The following is a 15,640-nucleotide window of genomic DNA, read 5'->3' as shown; positions in this document are numbered from 1 at the left end:
AAGTATCCGTTCTCGATCGCCGCCGCCGCCCGCCGATGCGATTCGGCCGAGAAGCGGTCCAGGTGGCGAAGCCACGAGTCTCGAGGGCTGACAGCAGACGCTCAGGAGGGCCGAACCTCGAGCGGCGGAGCCGCTCCATGTCTCCGAGAGGGCCCGTCCGGCGCGGCGCCGGACGGGCCCGGATTCCCCGCCCGGGCCGGCGTCCAGGTATCCGAAACGGGGTCGGTGCTGTGCGCACCGTCCGTCGGCAACGCGGCGCACGGGTGGGGTCCCGACCGCACCGGTGGAACCGGTTCGGTCATATTTCACATTACTGGAGGCCGGTTTCGGTGGCGCGGGTAGTCGGCTACTCGAGACGGTTTCGAGTCCGGAGGCGCGGGGCGGGTGGTCCTGGCGTGCCTGCGGCTGTCGTCGGGGCGGCGCTGCCGGGGTGCGGGTCGCTCAATTCTGGGGCATGACATAGGGGTTGGGTACTGTCGGCGGCAGCAGTGCCAGTGCCGATACCCGCTGCACCCCGCATACCTGCATGAGGTCGATCAGGGTGGATCGGATCTGCGCGAAGACCACGTGTGCCGAAAGTCCCGATCCCGATACCAGATCGGGGTTCGCCTGTTTGGCCACCGAGCGCAGGGCCCGCGCGGCTTCGGCGCGGTCGGGTTGTTCGCCGGGGTCGGCGAGCACCATGCGCCGTACCACTTCCACCGCCGAGGACAGCCGCTCCACTTCTTCGATCAGTCCGGGGTGCAGGATTTCGTCGTCGCGCACCAAAGTCAGCGAGCGACGCAGTAGTACCCGGGTGTTGCGGACGGCGTTGTCGAGCGGGTCGGCGGCGGCGCGTAACCGTTCCAGCCGGCTTCGGGAATTCCAGTACAGCGGGGAGATCCGGCTCACCTCGCGGCCGCCCTCCAGCGTTTTGCGCAGCGAATCCAGTTGTGGCTGGGTGGCGCGTACCGCGGTGAGGGCGTCGTGGATTTTGGCCGGGTCCTGTTCCAGTAGGCCGTGGGCGCAGTCGTCGAGCGATTTACCCATCACGGCGAGGACGGCGGCGGCGTGTTCGCGGGCGCGGCGCACCGGGTGCAGCGGCAGCGCCGCCACGACGACCACCCCGACCAGTCCGCCGATCAGGGCGTCGACCATGCGGGAGAGACCGGCGCCGGTATCGGGGGGCATCAGCGTCGCGACCAGGACCGCCGAACCGGATGCCTGGATACCGATGATCGGGCCGCCGTCGAGGAAGACCGCGAGGCCCATCGCCACAGCCACGACGAGGGCGATCTGCCAGACCCCGGTACCGACCTGAGAGATGAACAGATCGCCGACACCGATACCGACGGCGACCCCTACGACCAGTTCCAGGGACCGGCGCAGCCGTGCCCCGAACGCCGTGCCGATCGACACCACCGCCGCTGTGGGTGCGAAGAACGGGAGCGGGTGGCCGACCACGTCTTTGGCCAGGAACCAGGCCAGTGCCGCAGCCAGCGAGCATTGCACGATGGGTAGCGCGGACAGGCGCAGCCGTTTCCAGGAACGCCGCATCCGGGCGGCGCCCCTGGTTCTGGCCCGGGCGACCGGCGAGTTCTGGTGGATCAATGCCGCGGGGTCGTTCAGCCCAGACCGAGTTCCCCGGCCGCGCGGGGATCACAGTCCTCGAGCAGATCCAGGCAGCGGGCGTATTCGTCGGATTCGCCGACCGCCTTGGCGGCCCGGGCCAGGGCTCCGACGCTGCGCAGGAAGCCCTGGTTGGGTTCGTGCTCCCACGGGACCGGGCCGAATCCCTTCCAGCCGTTGCGGCGCAGCAGGTCCAGCCCGCGGTGGTAGCCGGTGCGGGCGAACGCGTAGGCGGCCACGACATCGTGGTTGACCGATTCCCCGGCGTCGGCGGCCCGGTTCAGGGCGGCTTCGGCGAGGGTGGCCCAAGCGATCGATGCGGCCGGATTCTCGGCGGCCACCCGGACCGGATCGGCGCCCGCGTCCAGCGCGTCCTGCGCCGCGTGGAGCTCTGGGAGGAGGACGGGTTGCGGGCCGAGCAGATCACCGAACGAGGTCATGGGCTTCATTGTGCACGGCCCCGGGGAATGCTCGATAGGCTGGCCATCTACGTCACATTCTGTTTGCCAGTAACGAGGGGTATAGGTGTCGCACCCGACCGACGACAAGAAACCGACGCGTTCGGAGTCAGGTTCCGGCTCGTCCGCGGATAACGATTCACGAGCGGATTCCGCCGCCGAGGAGACGTCGCGGGAAAGCGGAACGCGGTCGTCGCAGGCAGCCGATGCGGTGACCTCCCGTATCCCCAGGGCCGGGGCCGGGAAATCCGGCGGGCCGGGTGCGGTGGAGAGCGACGAGGAGACGGCCGCGATTCCCCGGGCGTCGGCCGATTCCGGAGACGAGAACCCGGCCGGCGGTGTCGTCGACGCGCAGACCGAGGCGATCGCCACCTCGGGGACGCGGGAGCCGGCTCCGGCCACCTCGGATGCCGGCGCCGGCGAGGCGGACGCCGCGGATTCGACCGGTGAGACGCCCGAGGTCGAGGACCCGGCAGCCGAGAAACCCGCGGCTGAGGGATCTGTGGCCGAGGGATCCGTGGCCGAGGTGGCGGGCGACACGCCTGCCGCTGTCGTGGACAGCGTCACCGCCGAGGGTGATGGTGCAGAGGTGACAGAGTCCGAGCAGGACGGCACCGCCGCGGATACCGAGACGCGGGCGGCCGATGACGTGCGAGCGGACGACGCCCCTGCGTCCCCGGGCGGCGATTCCCCGGCGGGGTCGGCGAAGGCGGGGGGCGCGGCCGCGGCCGGGAACGCCGGAACCGAGAAGGCCACGACCGATAAAGCCACGGACCGCGATGGCCGGGAGACCGCGGACGAGCCCGATCTTGCCGGCTCGGATGGCGAGGGTGGTGACGCCGCTGCTGCCGAGGGCACCCCGGCCGGTCCCGATGATTCCGCCACCGGGCAGGGTGCCGAGGCCTCCGATCGAGGCAGCGGGGGCGGGCAGGTCGGCGATGACGCGGCCGAGCCGGTCGGCGCGGGCAGCGGCGATTCCGGAGAACCCACGTCCGGTGCGCCGGCCGCCGAGGGCGGGAACGCCGGGCAGGAGCCCGGCACCCGGACCGAGTCCGAACCGGCCGCCGAGGTCACCGCAGACGCCGCGGAGCGGGACGATTCCCCCGCCGAGACGAGTGCCGCGGCCGGGGGCCCGAGCGCTGCGGAGGACGGTGGTACAGCCGAGACCGGCGGTACCGGTAGTGCCGATGGTCGAGAGGACGACGGCGGCGACGGTCCGGTGCCGGGCTCCGAATCCGTGGAAGGCGCCGCGGCGCAGACCCCGGCGGCCCCGGTGGACGGGTCGGCAAGCGAGCCCCAGGACGCCGGCGAGGTGCCGCAGGACAGTGAGCCCCAGAAGGGCAGTGATCCCCAGGACGGCGGCGAGCCCCAGGATGTAAGCGAGTCCAAAGGCGGCGCCGAATCCGAAGTCGCCGAAACCAGCGGCGACACCGAGGCCGACAGTGAAAGCAGCGGCGGTACCGGCTCCCAGGTAGGCAGCGAAACCGGCGGCGGCACCGAGACCGAGGCCGGGAGCGAAACCGAGGCCGAGGATCGCGGCGCGGAACCGGACGGCGACATCGCCGGGGATGCCCCGGCCGGTGGCGACGAGCCGGCCGAGCCGGAGGACACCGACGCGAAAACCGTCGTGATCCCCCGTGCGAAACGACCCGGAGGCACCCAGCGGTCCGGGGCGCCGAAGAAGCCCGAGGACCCGCGGGCCACCGAAGCGCAGACCGTGGCCATGCCGGTGCAGCGGCCCGACGCCGATGCCACCGAGCGTATCGACATGAATCAGGTGCGCCAGGCCGGACGGCCGAAGCAGGGCCCGGGTGGAACTCAGGGTCCGGCCCGGACCGATCGGGTGGGCCCCGGCGCGCCGCCGCTGTCGAAACCGCCAGCCACCCCGCGTTCACAGCCTGGGCCGAAACGGCCGGGCCCGGTGGCTCCCGGTCGTCCGGACCAACCGGCACCGCAGCGGCCCGGCGGACCGCCGCCCGTGCCGCGCCAGGGCGCTCGGCCGCAAGCGGCCCCGCAGCGTCCGGGTTCGGCGCCGTCGCCCGCCGACAACAAGCAGACCGTTGCCGAACAGCGGGTCGCGCCGGCGGCGCCCTACTCCGCGCCGCCGCAGATCGCGTCGCCGCAGCGGGTGGCGCCTGCTCCCGCGTCCGTACCGGCGGGGCCGGGCGCGAACAAGAAGTGGCTGGTCGTGGGCGGGGCAGCGGCGGCGTTGGTGATAGCGCTGATCGCGGTGCTGGTGGGAGTCGGTTCCGACGATGATTCCCCGCAGGCCAGGATCCGCGCCGCGATAGGCGATTACACCGGCGCGCTGGAATCCGGTGACCTCCCGAGTCTCCGGGACGCGACCTGCGGCGGTTTGCACGAGTACTACCAGGGGCTGTCCGAGGAGCAGTTCGCGGGCGTGCACCAGCAGGCCGTCGCCGAGGGCAGTATCCCCGAGGTCACCGGCGTCGACGCCGTCCAGATCACCGACCGGACCGCGCTCGCGCAGGTCAGTGTGCAGACCGAGGCGGATCCGGAGCAGACCACCCGGACCTTGGACCTGCAGCAGACCGAAAGCGGCTGGAAGGTGTGCGATCCGCCGACGGCGACTCCGTAATCCGCTGGGGGCGGGCGCGTCCGGCGCTCGCCCCCTGGATCACGGGCCTTTCACTTTCTCGGAGTCCGGGTGAGGATGGAGATATCCCTTCGCTCCAAGGATTCCATCATGAGTTCTCGAAGAACCGCTGCCCGTCTCGTCGCCGCCGGTTGTGCTCTGACGTTCCTCGCCGCCGCTCCGGCCGCGGCGGATCCGCCACGGTCGTCGAATACGATCGACGATTCCCATCCTCTTCCGGCCGATCGCGCGGAGGCGCCGCCCGACGAGGAGGGGTACCCGTACTACATCAGCTGCGGTCACGCCCGGCGGGAGACCGATACCCCGCTGTACGGCGGGCAGCCGGGATATTCGCGGCAACTCGACGCGGACGGTGACGGGCTGGCCTGCGAAGTCGGCGAGTTCTGAGGCGATAGCGCGATTGTCCGGTTGACGGCACATATGGGCCACCGGCCGGACTACCAGCGGAGATCGATCGCCGAGGCTGTCGGAACCGTCCGGTCGGTCCAGTTCGGGCTTCTCGACCGGTTCCGGCCTGCCCGGGTGTCGGTTAGGCTGGCCGCTCGTCGAACACCCGGGGGAAGTGGAGGTGCGCATGACTACGAGATCCGCCGCCCGATTCGCAGCCGTCACGGCCCTGTGCGCCGGGACCATGCTGTTCGCCGCCTGCGCCGACACCGGTACGGGTACCGCCACGACTTCCGCGGCCCCGGTCTCGCAGGCCGCGCCGCCGGCGGAGACGCCGCAGCAACGCAGCCTCCGCATCCGCGACCAGCTCGTCCGGTTGGGCTGTGACAGCAATTCCTGTATCCAGACCTATTTCGCCTGCGAGGACGGTGTGGTCTCCGGTGACGCGTGTGAGTTCTACCGCCGGCACCCGCTGAACTAGCGAAGACCAGTCCAGTTTTTCAACTGGACTGGTCGCTGACGAGTGTGCAGGTCGTCCCGGGGTCACCCGGCGCGGAATGGGATCGGGTCCCGCCCCCGGTGTGCGCGGGCCGCGTCCAGGTCCCGGTATTCGCGTTCGGTGTCGTACCGGGTTCGCGAGTCGTCGGTGACCGAGCCGAGCGGCCGGTACCGTTCCAGCAGTTCGGGTATCCGTGATTCGGTCACGAGATACTGATAGGCGAAGAAGGCGAATGTTCCCACTCCCACGAGCGTCACCAAGAGCGTCATGGTTCCAGCATCCGCCTACTGGACTTGCCGATAAAGAGCCAATCGGTCGATACTGGACCTTATGGCAACACGAGTGATCGGCGCCTCGGGCCTCGCCCGCGATCTCGGGCACTGGCGCAGTACCGATCCCGCTTCCACGGATACCGCCGTCCGGAAAACCTCCCGCCCCGCCTATCTGGCGCTGGCGGAGGGAATCCGGTTACTCATCCACGACGGCCGGGCGCCGCTCGGGGTGGCCCTGCCGAGCGAACGTGATCTCGCCGCGACGCTCGGGGTCAGCCGCACCACGGTCACCTCCACCTATTCGCTGCTGCGCGAACACGGTTACCTCATCACGCGGCAGGGGTCGCGCAGTACGGTCGCCCTGCCTCCGGCCATCGCGCACGACGGCCGCCGGGTCGCGCGCGGCATCCTGGCGACCATGTCCACCGGCGACCGGCCCGCTGTCGATATGACCTACGCCGCGATGACCGCACCACCCGAGATGGAGGACGCGTACGCCGTCGCCCTCCAAGGGATTCCCTCGTATCTGGGCACTCACGGAATGGACCCGGTGGGGATCGGGCCGCTGCGGGAGGCGCTCGCCCGCCGCTACACCGAGCGCGGCCTGCCGACCACCGCCGACCAGATCCTGGTGACCCTCGGTGCCCAGCACGGTCTGCGGCTGCTGGTGAACGTACTGGCCGCTCCCACGTCGCGGGTACTCATCGATCACCCCACCTATCCCAACGCGATCGAAGCGATCCGCGATGTCGGTGCCCGGCCGATTCCCGTACCCCTGCGTCTCGAAGCCCCCCACGCGGCCTGGGACCTCGACGGGATTCGCAGTGCCGCCCGCCAGACCGCCGCCGCGCTGGCCTATCTGGTGCCCGACCACAACAACCCCACCGGTTTCCTGATGGACGAGGCCGCTCGCGCCGAACTCGCCGCCATCGCCCGGGAGACCCGGATGACGCTGATCATCGACGAATCGATGGTCGATCTGTCCCTCACCGACTCGGCGCAGCCGACACCGGTCGCCGCGTTCGCCAGAGGGTCCGAGGTGATCACGATCGGCTCGGCTTCCAAATCCTTCTGGGGCGGGCTGCGGGTCGGCTGGATCAGGACCTCGGAATCGCTGATCACCCGGTTGCTGACCTCCCGTGCCACGGTCGATATGGGAACGCCGGTGATGGATCAGCTGGCGGCGGTCCACCTGCTCGAGAACTCCGAGCCGATTCTCCGGCACCGCCGGGCACTGTTGCGGAACCAGCGTGAGGTGCTGCTGGCGGCGATGGCGGACGAACTGCCGGGCTGGCAGGTGCTGCCCGGCGTCGGCGGGATGTCGGTATGGGCGCAACTACCGGCGCCGGTGGCGTCCGCGCTGGCCGCCACGGCGCCCAACCACGGTGTCCTTCTCGCCGCCGGACCCCGATTCGGTGTGCAGGGCGCCTTCGAACGGTTCCTGCGCCTGCCCTACACCACCTCGGAACCCGACCTGCGCCGGGCAGTGACGGCGATCGCCACCGCATACGCGAGTCTGGGTCCGCAGGCAGGCGATGCGCTGCAGCCTCTCACCTGCTACTGACTTCCGGGTTCCGCCTCGGTGACGGCGAGTGCCGCCCGCGCGATGGCGAGTTCCTCGTTGGTCGGAATCACCAGGACCGCGACGGGGGCGTCCGCTGGGGAGATCCGGCGGGCGGTGCGGTCCGCGGCGGTGTTGCGGCCGGGGTCCACCGCGATACCGAACCCTTGCAGCCCGGCCAGCGCATCGGCCCGGATATCCGGATTGTTCTCGCCCACACCGGCGGTGAAGGTGATCGCGTCCACCCCGCCCAGTTCGATCAGATAGGCGCCCAGGTAGTGGCGGATACGGTGCACGTAGACGTCGTAGGCGGTGCGGGCGTCGGCGTCGCCGGCGTCGATGAGCCGTCGCAACTCGCGGAAATCGTTCACCCCCGCCAGCCCGCGCAGCCCGGAGCCCCGGTTGAGCAGCCGGTCGACACCGGAGATATCCAGCTGCGCCGCGCGCATGAGATGCAGGATGATCCCGGGATCCAGATCGCCGGACCGGGTGCCCATCACCAGGCCCTCCAGCGGAGTCAGGCCCATACTGGTATCCACCGGCCGCCCGCCGCGCAGCGCCGAGACCGAGGCGCCGTTGCCGAGGTGGAAGACGATCTGGTTCAGCGAATCCGCCGGGCGTCCGAGGAATTGCGCGGCCTGGCCCGAAACGTACTCGTGCGAGGTGCCGTGGAAACCGTAGCGGCGGATACCGTGGGCCCGCGCGACCTGCCGGTCGATGGCGTAGGTGCGCGCGGCTTCGGGCAGTCCGTGGAAGAACGCGGTGTCGAAGACCGCCACCTGCGCCACCTCGGGCAGCAATGTGCGTACGGCCTCGATACCCCGGACATTGGCCGGATTGTGCAGCGGCGCGAGGGTGGACAGCTCGGAGATCGTGCGCAGCACCCGGTCGTCGATGAGAGTCGGGCGGTAGAAGATCTCGCCGCCGTGCACCACCCGGTGCCCCACCGCGGTGACTCCCGCGACGGTCAGATCACGCCCCGTCTCGGCGAATTTCTCGAAGGCCAGCCGCAATCCGGCCGTATGGTCGGCTACCCGGATCTCCTCGGTCATCGTCCGGTCGCCGTCGGTGTGTTCGATCGAACCGTTGTCCTCACCGATCCGCTGCACCAGCCCCGCCGCCGCGACCTTGCCCGATACCGGTGCCACCAGTTGGTATTTGATCGAGGACGAGCCGGAGTTGACCACCAGAACCAGCTTGCTGTCCACCGCAGTCTCCTGTTCGCCGGACCGCGTCGCGGTCATTGCTGCTGAGCCTGAATGGCGGTGATGGCCACCGTGTTCACGATATCGGTGACCAGCGCGCCGCGAGACAGGTCGTTCACCGGTTTACGCAGGCCCTGCAGGACGGGCCCGATCGCGACCGCCCCCGCGCTGCGCTGTACCGCCTTGTAGGTGTTGTTGCCCGTATTGAGGTCGGGGAAGATGAAAACCGTGGCCCGGCCGGCCACCTCGGATCCGGGCATCTTGGCGTCGGCGACTGTCGGTTCGATGGCCGCGTCGTACTGGATCGGCCCCTCCACCAGGAGTTCCGGCGCGCGTTCGCGTACCAGCCCGGTGGCCACCCGGACCTTGTCGACATCCGCGCCGCTGCCCGATTCGCCGGTGGAATAGGACAGCATGGCGATGCGGGCGTCGATCCCGAACCGGGTGGCGGTGGCCGCCGAGGAGACGGCGATATCGGCCAGTTGCTCCGAGGTCGGATCCGGGACCACCGCGCAGTCGCCGTAGGCCAGCACCCGGTCGGCCAGGCACATGAGGAAGACGCTGGACACCGTGGCGACCCCGGGAACCGTTTTGATGATCTCGAACGACGGGCGGATGGTGTGCGCGGTGGTGTGCGCGGCGCCGGACACCATGCCGTCGGCGAGGCCGCGATGCACCATCATGGTGCCGAAATAGGAGATATCGGTGACGGTTTCGCGCGCCCGCTCCAGGCCGATGCCCTTGTGTTTGCGCAGGTCGGCGTATTCACGGGCGAAATCGTCGATATGGTCGGAGGTCCGTGGGTCCAAGACCACCGCGTCGGCGATATCCACCCCCAGTTCCGCGGCCCGCGCCCGGATCGAGGTCTCGTCGCCGAGGATGATCAGATCGGCGATCTTGCGCTGCAGCACCCGCCCCGCCGCCCGCAGTACCCGGTCGTCGTCGCCCTCGGGCAGCACGATGGTTTTGCGGTCCGCCCGTGCGCGTTCGATGAGCTGATACTCGAACATCTGCGGAGTCACCACACTGGTGAGCGGTACCTCGAGACGGCGCAGGAACTCTCCGGCGTCCACATGGGTTTCCATCAGCGCCAGCGCCGTATCCACTTTGCGCGGGTTCTCCGCCGACATCCGGCCCCGGGTCCGGTGCGCGATACCGGCGGTGTCGTAGGTGCCCTGGCCGGTGGTCAGAATGGGTAATCGCGGTTTCAGCCCGGTGATGAGCCGGGCGATCGCGGGATGCGGCAGCAGGCCGCCGTTCATGATGATCCCGGCCAGCGACGGGAAACTTTCCGCCTCGTGCGCGTTCACCACACTCAGCAGTACATCGGACCGATCGCCCGGGGCGATCACCACGGCGCCGTCGTAGAGCCGTTCCAGAATGTGCTCGGCGGTCATTCCGCCGACCATCACCCCCAGCGCCTCGCGGTGCAGCAGTTCGGGGTCGCCACTGTAGATCTCGCCGTCGAGCGCGGCACACAACTCCGCCATGGTCGGCGCGATCAGCAGCGGCACCTCGGGCAGACTCCAGGACGGGACACCGAATCCGGTGAGTCTGTCCCGGATCGCGTCCATTTCGCCGGGCGCGCACCGGTTGGCGACGATCGCCGCGAGCTGCGCGTGCTCCGCCGACAGCTCGGCAGCGCACAGGTCCACCAGCTGCGCCACCTCACCGGGCGACCGCTGCGCGCCGCGCACCACCAGCAGCACCGGCGCCCCGAGGTTCACCGCGATCCGCGCGTTGAACCGGAGTTCGCTCGGGCTGGCCACATCCGTGTAGTCGCTGCCCACGATCACGACGGCATCGCAGACATCCGCGACCTCGTGGTATCGCATGACGATCTCGGAGATCGCGCCGTCGGGGTCGGCGTGCACCTGCTCGTAGTTCACCCCCACCGCCTGCTGGTATTCCAGGTCGACGGTGCTGTGCTCGAGCAGCAGCTCCAGGATGTAGTCGGGTTCGGTCACCGACCGGGTGATGGGCCGGAAGACCCCCACCCGCGCGGTGGTCGCGCACAACATCTGCAGCACGCCGAGCGCCACTGTCGATTTCCCGGTATCGCCCTCCGGCGATGCGATGTACACACTGGACGCAGCAACCTCGGCCATGGGTGAGAGCGTAACCGGGTCGGCCGCTACCTGGAGGTAGCAGGCTGCGGGCCCACCGAGCACCCCTGCCGGTCATCGGCATGGGCCTGCCACCGACGTCGAGGTCGGTGCCGCCGAGGGGGTGAGTGCGGGGATCTCGGACCGCCTCCAGAGCTGATCGGACCTGGTCGGCAGCCTGTCACCGGCCGCTACCATGAGTGCATGGCGCGCCCATCCGTCGACCGGCCCGACCTTCCCGAGTTCATGACGTGGGAGGAATTGGAGCGACTTCCGGAGGAAATCGCCGGGCAGATCGAACTGTGGGAGGGGCGTGTGGTGTGGGTGCGGCGTGGTCCGGCCGAACACCAGGCTTTCACTTTCGCATTGACGGCGGCGCTGAAACGATGTGCGCGCGAGGCAATGGCCGGCGATCCCGAGCGGTGTGTGCGAGTGGACTTCGAAACGAATGTCTTCTTCGGCACCCACGGGAAATCCGATTTCGTCACCCCCGATTTCCTCGCCTACCGTTGCCTGGACGCGCCCTACCGGGATATCCGTGCCGCCGACGTGCTGCTGGTGGGAGAGGTGCTGTCGCCCTCGAACACCCAGACGGATATGGACGAAAAGAAATCGCGGTACGCGAAGGCGGGTATCCCCTGGTATTGGGAGGTGACCCTGGCCCGCGAGGAAAGCGCGATCGCCATGGTCCGCGCATTCGCGCTGGAGGCCACCCACGGTCGGCTTCCGGCCGGTGTCCACCCGCTCTATCCGGCCAACTACTTGCTTATCGGCAAATGGACACCGCAGGATTCCGAGCGGATCGTTGCCGAGCACCCATTTGCCATCGACATCTCGTGGCCGGAACTCGCGTTCTGACCGCAGCAACTACCACACGAACTCGCGACATTTGCCGGAACTGCAAATTTTCGTGCCCATCATGGGAATTGTCGAAACACTTGGTGGGCCGCGAATTGTCGGTGAATCGGCTACGAGGGAGACTGCTGTGCCGACCACACCCCGCCCGGAACGTCGCCGCGACGCTCCTCCGCCCCGGACGGGGAACAGCGAGATCGAGATCCTGCGTGGTTTCCTCGACTACCTCCGGGCCTCGATCGCGGCCAAGGTCGACGGTGCTCCCGAGCCGCAGGTCCGGGCCGCCGCCGTCCCGTCCGGTACGAATCTGCTCGGACTGCTCGAGCATCTGACCTTCGTCGAACGCTCGATCTTCCTCGGCGAGAATGTCACCGACTGGCCGTCCACCTTCCGGGCGTCCCCGACCGACAGCGTGGCCGATGTGGTCGGTCGTTACCGGGATGTGGTGGAACGCGCGAACGAAGTCCTCGACAGTTGCGCGGACCTCGCTGCGTCTGTGCCGCGGGCACGGCCGGGCAAGCGGGCGCCCAGTGTGCGTTGGGCGCTGGTTCACATGATCGAGGAGACCGGCCGCCACGCCGGCCACGCGGATATTCTCCGCGAACTCATCGACGGCGCGACCGGCCGATGAACTACGGTTTCGTCGGCCGGTCGTCGCGGCAGTGGCTCTCCGCCCAGGCTCTAGCCCAGCTTGCGTAGCCGGGGCGCCAGATCGCGCTGGAAGAGATCCAGGAACCGCTTCTGGTCGTGGCCGGGCGCGTGGAACACCAGGTGATTCAGGCCCGCGTCGATATACGGTTTCACCAGCTCCACGGTCTCGTCGGGGTCGCTCGCCACGATCCAGCGTTTGGCGATCTGCTCGATCGGCAGCGCGTCGGCCGCTTCTTCCATCTCGATCGGATCGGTGATGCTGTGCTTCTGTTCGGCCGTCAGTGACAGCGGCGCCCAGAAGCGGGTGTTCTCCAGCGCCAGCTCCGGGTCGGTGTCGTAGGAGATCTTGATCTCGATCATCCGGTCGATGGAGTTCACCTCGCGACCGGCCTTCTCCGCGCCCTCGGCGACGGCCGGCATGAGCTTCTCGGTGTAGAGGTCCATACCCTTGCCCGATGTGCAGATGAAGCCGTCGCCCGCGCGCCCCGCGTAGCGGGCCACCACCGGCCCGCCGGCCGCGACGTACACCGGGATACCGCCCTCGGGCACGTCGTAGATGGAGGCGCCCACTGTGTTGTAGTACGTGCCCTCGAAATCGGTACGCTCACCGGTCCACAGCGCCCGCATGAGGTCGACCGATTCCCGCAGCCGCGCGAATCGTTCCTTGAACTCCGGCCACTCGCCCGCATACCCGGTGGCGATCTCGTTGAGCGCCTCACCGGTGCCCACACCCAGCATGACGCGGCCCGGATACAGGCAGCCCAGGGTCGCGAACGCCTGGGCGATCACCGCGGGGTTGTACCGGAAGGTAGGGGTGAGCACCGAGGTGCCGAGCACGATCCGCTCGGTGCGCTCACCCGCGGCCGCCAGCCAGGCCAGCGAGAACGGCGCATGGCCGCCTTTGTGCCGCCACGGCTGGAAATGGTCGCTGACCGTCGCGCTGTCGAGTCCGTGTTCCTCGACCAGCACCGCGAGCTCCACCAGTTCACGGGGTCCGAATTGTTCCGCCGACGCCTTGTACCCGAGCTTCAGCTCACCCATGTTGCGCCACTCCTGTCGCTTGTGGTCGGACCGTTTCCGGCCCGGATTCGACACTAATAGGCATAGGTGGGCGAGGCCCACCCGCAGTCCCGCACCCGGCCGGCGTGCGGGCGGTGGTGCGACTCATCCGCACGTCGCGGGGGTATCCATGTGGTGGTCTCGGTCACCGCGCGACCGCTTCCGGGCGCGGCATACCCACCCGATGCGCGGCGAAGCGCAGAATCGACGGTGTGAGCACAGACGAACCGATCCTGTCCTACCTCACCGATATGGACGGGGTGCTGGTGCACGAGGACCATATGGTGCCCGGTGCCGACGAATTCCTCGCCGAACTGCGGGCGGAGGCGATCCCGTTCCTGGTTCTGACCAACAACTCCATCCGGACCCCGCGCGACCTGCAGGCGCGGTTGCGGCAGACCGGGCTGGAGATCCCGGAGCAGTCGATCTGGACGTCGGCCCTGGCCACGGCGAGTTTCCTGAACGAGCAGCGGCCGGGCGGCACCGCCTATGTGGTCGGCGAATCCGGGCTGACCACCGCACTGCACGAGATCGGCTATGTGCTGACCGAGGTCGACCCCGATTACGTCGTGCTGGGGGAGACCCGCACCTACTCGTTCGAAGCGATCACCACCGCGATCCGCCTGGTCGAGCGGGGCGCCCGCTTCATCGCCACCAACCCCGACCCCACCGGCCCGTCCCGGGACGGGGTGCTACCGGCGACGGGTTCGGTGGCGGCGCTGATCACCCGCGCCACCGGCCGCGACCCCTACTACATCGGCAAACCGAATCCGCTGATGATGCGCTCGGCGCTGCGTCGCATCGACGCCCATTCCCGGAGCAGTGTGATGATCGGCGACCGGATGGACACCGATGTCATCTCGGGGATGGAGGCCGGTATGCGCACCATCCTGGTGACGTCCGGTATCTCGACGAAAACATCGGTCGAGCACTACCCCTACCGGCCGACCATGGTGCTGAACTCGGTCGCCGAACTGGTGGGGCGGGTACGTACCCCGTTCGAATGACGGACCGTCGCCCGAGAAGGTCCGTACGGCGTAAGAACACGTTAGGGTGACGACAGTCGTATCAGCGGAGGGAATCTCGTGACTGTCGGTGCCGCAGTGAACAAGTACATCCAGGAACTCGGCGGTGGGTTCCAGTTCTCCCGGGAGGCCCGAGCCTATGCCGCCGAAACGGGTGTCGACAACTTCATCGGCCCGTACACCCGGGGCCGCGGCGGGGCCCTCGGCGAGGTCGATGCCGAGGTGGTCACCGCGGCGTTCGGATTCTTTCCCCCGCATTCGGTCCGCGCGGCCTGGGAATCGGTGCCGATGCCCGCAACCACGGCGGCGCTGCGCTACGCGGCCGCCTGTCAGGAATTCGGCCGCCGCAAACTCGGCGGGCTCGCCGATGTCGACCGGCTCGCCGCTCTGCTCGAGAAGGTGGTGACGGCGGCCGATCCGTCCGCCGTTCCCCTGTTCGCCGGCTGGCGGGCACTGCCGCTGCCCGAGGATGCCGCCGGCCGCGCGCAACAGCTGATCTACGTACTGCGAGAACTCCGCGGCGGCCTGCATCTGCTGGCCGTCCGCGCCGCCGGCATCACGCCGTTGCAAGCTGTGCTGATCGCGGGTTCCCCGCTCAACGACGGTCCCGGACAGGCCCGCCTGTACGGCTGGCCGGAACCCTTCGAGGAGATCACCGACGAGGTCCGCGCGGCCTGGCAGCGCGCCGAAGCGGTCACCGACGACCTGATCGCACCCGCCTTCGCCGCCCTCGACGACGCCGACAGCGCGGACCTGGTGCGCTTGCTCGGAGCCGCCCACAAGTCGGTCTTCGCCTGAGATGTGTTTTGGCGCGCTGGCGCGCCGAACCCTTTGTGTGCCTCGCTGAACTCGGCACCGCGGGGGTGGCCCGTTCTGTGGACGTGTCCGGTTCGGATCGGAACCGGGTGGTGACGCGGGTGCCGGGTCGTGGCTGGGTTGTTCGGGGTGCGCGCACCAACCATAGGTTGCGGCCTTTTAGCACTTCCATGATCACGGAACCTGCCCAGGTGTTCATGCAGGTTTGCTCGCGAAGGTGGGGAGGTGGCCTTGCTTGCGAAGGTGGGGAGGTGGCGTTGCTCGTGAAGGTGGGGTAGGTGGCCTTGCTCGTGAAGGTGGGGTAGGTGGCCTTGCTTGCGAAGGTGGGGCTGGTGGCGTTGCTCGTGAAGGTGGGGCTGGTGGCGTTGCTCGTGAAGGTGGGGGAGGTGGCGTTGCTCGTGAAGGTGGGGGAGGTGGCGTTGCTCGTGAAGGTGGGGCTGGTGGCGTTGCTCGTGAAGGTGGGGCTGGTGGCGTTGCTCGTGAAGGTGGGGGAGGTGGCGTTGCTCGTGAAGGTGGGGGAGG

The 15,640-nt window shown here is 69.0% G+C and carries 15 protein-coding genes; 9 read left to right on the top strand and 6 right to left on the bottom strand.

Translation table 11 applies throughout. From position 1 onward, the window contains the following. Positions 1 to 441: 441 nt before the first annotated feature. Both AB0F41_RS30155 and AB0F41_RS30150 read right to left on the bottom strand, forming a co-directional pair. Positions 442 to 1,536, bottom strand: a complete 1,095-nt coding sequence (locus AB0F41_RS30155) for an FUSC family protein (RefSeq protein WP_357429734.1) — start codon at positions 1,534 to 1,536, stop codon at positions 442 to 444. A gap of 68 nt (positions 1,537 to 1,604) precedes the next feature. Further along, positions 1,605 to 2,048 (bottom strand): DUF3151 domain-containing protein, encoded by a 444-nt coding sequence (locus AB0F41_RS30150; protein ID WP_357429732.1) that lies wholly within the window; start codon positions 2,046 to 2,048, stop codon positions 1,605 to 1,607. Between the two features lie 229 nt (positions 2,049 to 2,277). Between AB0F41_RS30150 and AB0F41_RS30145 the strand changes: the two genes are divergently transcribed. From AB0F41_RS30145 to AB0F41_RS30135, 3 genes are all read left to right on the top strand, one after another. Beyond that, the gene (locus AB0F41_RS30145; RefSeq protein WP_357429730.1) at positions 2,278 to 4,665 is read left to right on the top strand and encodes a hypothetical protein; all 2,388 of its coding nucleotides are present in this window, start codon (positions 2,278 to 2,280) and stop codon (positions 4,663 to 4,665) included. Positions 4,666 to 4,773: 108 nt separating this feature from the next. Continuing rightward, the gene (locus tag AB0F41_RS30140; RefSeq protein WP_357429728.1) at positions 4,774 to 5,070 is read left to right on the top strand and encodes an excalibur calcium-binding domain-containing protein; all 297 of its coding nucleotides are present in this window, start codon (positions 4,774 to 4,776) and stop codon (positions 5,068 to 5,070) included. Positions 5,071 to 5,257: 187 nt separating this feature from the next. Next, on the top strand, positions 5,258 to 5,551 hold the full coding sequence (locus AB0F41_RS30135; protein WP_357429726.1) for a hypothetical protein: 294 nt from the start codon (positions 5,258 to 5,260) through the stop codon (positions 5,549 to 5,551). A 62-nt stretch (positions 5,552 to 5,613) separates the two neighbouring features. On the opposite strand, the gene AB0F41_RS30130 is transcribed toward AB0F41_RS30135, so the two are convergent. Continuing rightward, entirely contained in the window at positions 5,614 to 5,838 is a 225-nt protein-coding gene (locus tag AB0F41_RS30130) for a hypothetical protein (RefSeq protein ID WP_357429724.1), read from the bottom strand. Between the two features lie 61 nt (positions 5,839 to 5,899). Here AB0F41_RS30130 and AB0F41_RS30125 point away from each other — a divergent pair, with 61 nt between their 5' ends. Beyond that, entirely contained in the window at positions 5,900 to 7,405 is a 1,506-nt protein-coding gene (locus AB0F41_RS30125; RefSeq protein ID WP_357429722.1) for a PLP-dependent aminotransferase family protein, read from the top strand. Here the strand turns inward: AB0F41_RS30125 and AB0F41_RS30120 are convergent. Both AB0F41_RS30120 and pta read right to left on the bottom strand, forming a co-directional pair. Then, positions 7,399 to 8,646: an acetate kinase gene (locus AB0F41_RS30120; protein ID WP_357429720.1), complete on the bottom strand. Its 1,248-nt coding sequence runs from the start codon at positions 8,644 to 8,646 to the stop codon at positions 7,399 to 7,401. The two genes, AB0F41_RS30125 and AB0F41_RS30120, sit on opposite strands and share 7 nt — an antisense overlap. Next, positions 8,643 to 10,715 carry a phosphate acetyltransferase gene (gene pta, locus AB0F41_RS30115; protein ID WP_357429718.1) on the bottom strand — a complete coding sequence of 691 codons (2,073 nt, stop codon included), beginning with the start codon at positions 10,713 to 10,715 and terminating at the stop codon, positions 8,643 to 8,645. Before pta ends, AB0F41_RS30120 begins: the two co-directional genes overlap by 4 nt. A gap of 201 nt (positions 10,716 to 10,916) precedes the next feature. Here pta and AB0F41_RS30110 point away from each other — a divergent pair, with 201 nt between their 5' ends. Both AB0F41_RS30110 and AB0F41_RS30105 read left to right on the top strand, forming a co-directional pair. Beyond that, complete coding sequence (locus AB0F41_RS30110) at positions 10,917 to 11,570, top strand: Uma2 family endonuclease (protein ID WP_357429716.1); 654 nt, start codon at positions 10,917 to 10,919, stop codon at positions 11,568 to 11,570. Between the two features lie 127 nt (positions 11,571 to 11,697). Then, entirely contained in the window at positions 11,698 to 12,198 is a 501-nt protein-coding gene (locus AB0F41_RS30105; protein WP_357429715.1) for a DinB family protein, read from the top strand. A 50-nt stretch (positions 12,199 to 12,248) separates the two neighbouring features. Here the strand turns inward: AB0F41_RS30105 and fgd are convergent, their stop codons facing one another. Next, on the bottom strand, positions 12,249 to 13,259 hold the full coding sequence (gene fgd / locus AB0F41_RS30100; protein ID WP_357429713.1) for a glucose-6-phosphate dehydrogenase (coenzyme-F420): 1,011 nt from the start codon (positions 13,257 to 13,259) through the stop codon (positions 12,249 to 12,251). A 269-nt stretch (positions 13,260 to 13,528) separates the two neighbouring features. On the opposite strand from fgd, the gene AB0F41_RS30095 reads away from it, so the two are divergent. The 3 genes from AB0F41_RS30095 to AB0F41_RS30085 form a co-directional block, all read left to right on the top strand. Next, entirely contained in the window at positions 13,529 to 14,284 is a 756-nt protein-coding gene (locus AB0F41_RS30095; protein ID WP_357429736.1) for an HAD-IIA family hydrolase, read from the top strand. Between the two features lie 78 nt (positions 14,285 to 14,362). Next, positions 14,363 to 15,100 carry a hypothetical protein gene (locus AB0F41_RS30090; protein WP_357429711.1) on the top strand — a complete coding sequence of 246 codons (738 nt, stop codon included), beginning with the start codon at positions 14,363 to 14,365 and terminating at the stop codon, positions 15,098 to 15,100. A gap of 323 nt (positions 15,101 to 15,423) precedes the next feature. Then, positions 15,424 to 15,640 (top strand): hypothetical protein (locus tag AB0F41_RS30085; RefSeq protein ID WP_357429709.1); only part of this gene is annotated, 217 nt, incomplete at its 3' end.

The organism is Nocardia sp. NPDC024068 (assembly GCF_040638875.1).
Taxonomy (GTDB): domain Bacteria; phylum Actinomycetota; class Actinomycetes; order Mycobacteriales; family Mycobacteriaceae; genus Nocardia.
Note: the sequence above shows the minus strand (reverse complement) of the source record. Positions and strands in the feature narration are given on the sequence as shown.

Coding starts and splice junctions, on each gene's coding strand:
- AB0F41_RS30150 (WP_357429732.1), bottom strand. CDS start 2,048: ATGACCTCGTTCGGTGATCTGCTCGGCCCGCAACCCGTCCTCCTCCCA.
- AB0F41_RS30135 (WP_357429726.1), top strand. CDS start 5,258: ATGACTACGAGATCCGCCGCCCGATTCGCAGCCGTCACGGCCCTGTGC.
- pta (WP_357429718.1), bottom strand. CDS start 10,715: ATGGCCGAGGTTGCTGCGTCCAGTGTGTACATCGCATCGCCGGAGGGC.
- AB0F41_RS30130 (WP_357429724.1), bottom strand. CDS start 5,838: ATGACGCTCTTGGTGACGCTCGTGGGAGTGGGAACATTCGCCTTCTTC.
- AB0F41_RS30110 (WP_357429716.1), top strand. CDS start 10,917: ATGGCGCGCCCATCCGTCGACCGGCCCGACCTTCCCGAGTTCATGACG.
- AB0F41_RS30125 (WP_357429722.1), top strand. CDS start 5,900: ATGGCAACACGAGTGATCGGCGCCTCGGGCCTCGCCCGCGATCTCGGG.
- AB0F41_RS30095 (WP_357429736.1), top strand. CDS start 13,529: ATGGACGGGGTGCTGGTGCACGAGGACCATATGGTGCCCGGTGCCGAC.
- AB0F41_RS30155 (WP_357429734.1), bottom strand. CDS start 1,536: ATGCGGCGTTCCTGGAAACGGCTGCGCCTGTCCGCGCTACCCATCGTG.
- fgd (WP_357429713.1), bottom strand. CDS start 13,259: ATGGGTGAGCTGAAGCTCGGGTACAAGGCGTCGGCGGAACAATTCGGA.
- AB0F41_RS30140 (WP_357429728.1), top strand. CDS start 4,774: ATGAGTTCTCGAAGAACCGCTGCCCGTCTCGTCGCCGCCGGTTGTGCT.
- AB0F41_RS30120 (WP_357429720.1), bottom strand. CDS start 8,646: ATGACCGCGACGCGGTCCGGCGAACAGGAGACTGCGGTGGACAGCAAG.